General features: G+C 63.4%; 3 protein-coding genes and 1 pseudogene. 1 reads left to right on the top strand and 3 read right to left on the bottom strand.

The features are described from left to right. Positions 1 to 241 (top strand): annotated as a pseudogene (locus KBA48_RS32935) (transposase); the annotation flags it as partial. Between the two features lie 22 nt (positions 242 to 263). On the opposite strand, the gene KBA48_RS32930 reads toward KBA48_RS32935, so the two are convergent. The 3 genes from KBA48_RS32930 to KBA48_RS32920 form a co-directional block, all read right to left on the bottom strand. Next, positions 264 to 1,853, bottom strand: coding sequence for an IS66 family transposase (locus KBA48_RS32930; protein WP_292912891.1), 1,590 nt, complete (start codon positions 1,851 to 1,853; stop codon positions 264 to 266). Between the two features lie 85 nt (positions 1,854 to 1,938). Then, complete coding sequence (tnpB, locus tag KBA48_RS32925) at positions 1,939 to 2,283, bottom strand: IS66 family insertion sequence element accessory protein TnpB (protein WP_292912890.1); 345 nt, start codon at positions 2,281 to 2,283, stop codon at positions 1,939 to 1,941. After that, complete coding sequence (locus KBA48_RS32920) at positions 2,280 to 2,603, bottom strand: transposase (RefSeq protein WP_292912889.1); 324 nt, start codon at positions 2,601 to 2,603, stop codon at positions 2,280 to 2,282. The genes tnpB and KBA48_RS32920 overlap by 4 nt, the downstream gene beginning before the upstream one ends. Positions 2,604 to 2,733: the final 130 nt, after the last annotated feature.

Raw genomic sequence — 2,733 nt, 5'->3', positions numbered from 1 at the left:
CATCGAGGCCGAGATCACGGGGCAAAGCGCCGAGGCCCGCCGCGCCGCCCGTCAGGCCCGGAGCAAACCCAAGGTCGAGGCCTTCAGGATCTGGGCTGAGGACCAGCTCAAGTGCATTCCCGGCAAGAGCGATCTGGCCAAGGCGTTCCGCTACGGGCTGAACCGCTGGGAGTCGTTCTGCCTGCTCCTCGACGACGGCCGCGTGGCGATCGACAACAATCCGGCCGAGCGGAAAATGAAGGTAAGCGGGAAGCCGCGGCCGTTCAGGCTTTGTAATTCCAGGGCATGAGGGCGTCGAGCTTTGCGCTTGGCCATTGGTTGGCGATGCGTTCCAGCGTCTGGGTCAGCCACGCCACGGGGTCGACGGCGTTCATCTTGCAGGTCTGCAAGAGCGTGGCGATGGTCGCCCATGTCCGGCCGCCGCCATCAGATCCGGCGAACAGGCTGTTCTTTCTTGTGATGGTCTGGGGCCTGATGGCGCGCTCGACGATATTGGAGTCAAGCTCGATCAGGCCATCGGAGACGAAGCGCTCGAATATCTCCCGTCGGGCGATGGCATAGCGCAGTGCCTCGGCCAATTTCGATTTTCCGGAGATGCGCGGCAGGGTTTTCTGCCAGAGTAAGAACAGTTCGGCGACGATCGGTGCCGAGGCGGCCTGACGGGCGGCGGCACGTTCCTCGGGGCTTTTCCCGCGAACTTCGGCCTCCAGTTTCCACAGATCGGCCATCCGTTCCACCGTGGTGGTGGCGACGCGGCTGTCACCGGCGGCGTGGAGTTCATAGAACCGTCGCCGGCTATGGGCCCAGCACCCAGCCAGTCGTGGGCCGTCATTGCTGCCGCCCTTGCGCACCAGCTTGTTGTAGGCGGCATAGCCGTCCACCTGCAGGATACCGCCGTAGCCATGGAGGTGCCGCAGCACGCAATCGCCGGACCGGCTGTCTTCGAACCGATAGGCCACCATGGGCGGGCCGCTCCCGCCAAAGGTGCTGTCATCGCGGGCATAGGCCCAGAGCCAGGCTGTCTTCGTGGTGCCGGTGCCCGGGGCAAGGGTGGGAAGGCAGGTCTCATCCGCAAAGACGCGTGGCCCCTTGAGAACCTCGCACAGAACATGGTCAGCCAGGATATCCAGCTCGAAGCCAACCCGGCCCATCCACTGGGCCATCAGCCGCCGGTCGATCTCCACCTGGTCGCGGGCATAGATCCCCTCCTGACGATAGAGCGGCAGGCCGTCGGCATATTTCGAGACGGCGATCTGCGCCAGCAGCGCTTCGGTCGGCAGACCGCTTTCGATGATGTGCGCCGGGGCAAGGGCCTGGATGACGCCCTCGCACCCCTTGAACGCATATTTGGGCCGACGGGTGACGATCACCCGGAACTTTGCCGGAATGACATCCAGGCGCTCCGACACGTCTTCGCCGATCAGCACCTTCTGTTTGCCCGCGTGCTCCGGCAAGTCCTCGGGCTCGATCACAACCTCGACTCGCTCCAAATGGGGCGGCAAGGCCTTGCGCGGTCGCGGGTTACGCTTCTGATCCGAGATCCGGTCCTTGCCGACCTGCGCCCGCAGGGCCGCGATGCCGGTTTCGATCTCCTCGAAGATGAAGGCCTGCTGCGCGTCCGCGTCATCTGATGGCCCGCTGGCCCCAAGCTTCTCGGAGCGGCGGCCGAACCGGGCACGATCATACGCCTTCAGGATCTGCATCAGCCGCTGGATCCGCTCGTCTGCATCCGAACTGCGCGCCTTCAGGGCCGCGTTCTCGTCCTCCAGAACGGCCGCCTTATGCGCCATCGCGCGGACCATGGACTTCAACAGGTCCAGGTCGTCGGGAAGGGGGAGATCCTCTGCAATCATGGCCTGAATGATAGCACATCCTGCTTGGCCGTGCCGCAGGCTATCTGCGCCTCAAGCTCCGATGATTCACTTTGTCGCGGCCATATTATCCAGCAAATACAGGGGCTCTGACCGTCACAGGGCGGACCCGCTTCCAGTCCAGACCGTCCAGCAGCGCCATGAGCTGGGCGTGGTTCAGCTGCACCCGGACAGCCCCAATCTGCGGCCAGCAGAACGAGGATTTCTCAAGACGCTTGGCATAAAGACAGATACCGCTGCCATCCCACCAGACGATCTTCACCCGGTCCGCACGCTTGGCCCGAAACACGTAAAGCGCGCCGCTGAATGGATCGCTGCCTGCATCGCGCACCAGCGACAGCAGGCTGTCCGGACCCTTTCGGAAGTCGACCGGTTGGCCCGCCAGAAAGACCTTCACACCAGAAGGCATCATGCCGAGCGCACCGCGCGCAAGATCCGTCGCAGTGCCGCCTCCTCAAGGTCGGGGCTGACCCGGATGACGACATCGCCTACCACAATCTCCACCACAGAAGCTGACGAACCCGCTGGCACGTCTTCCTTCTCCTTGTTCAGGAAGGTTTTGCGCCAACCGAAAAGCTGCGGCGGAGAAATCCCCAGCCGCCGGGCCAATGCCGAAACATTCACGCCAGGTTCCAGCGCCGCAGCCACGGCCTTCGCCTTGAATTCATCTGACCACCGACGCCGCTCACCGACCGGTGCACCGTCAAATCGACCGACAATCGCCTCGACCAACTGCAAGCTACCAGTCGAAGGCATAGGCGTAGAACTAGTCGTGGACATGGAACCTCGGCATCAGATCAACGTCCGAGGTCTATCCTATCTCCCCGACGCCATTAACCCACGGGGTTCCCTTGCCGCTTAC

The sequence above is a fragment of the Niveispirillum sp. genome, assembly GCF_017996735.1.
In the GTDB taxonomy this organism is placed as follows: Bacteria; Pseudomonadota; Alphaproteobacteria; order Azospirillales; family Azospirillaceae; genus Niveispirillum.
Note: the sequence above shows the minus strand (reverse complement) of the source record. Positions and strands in the feature narration are given on the sequence as shown.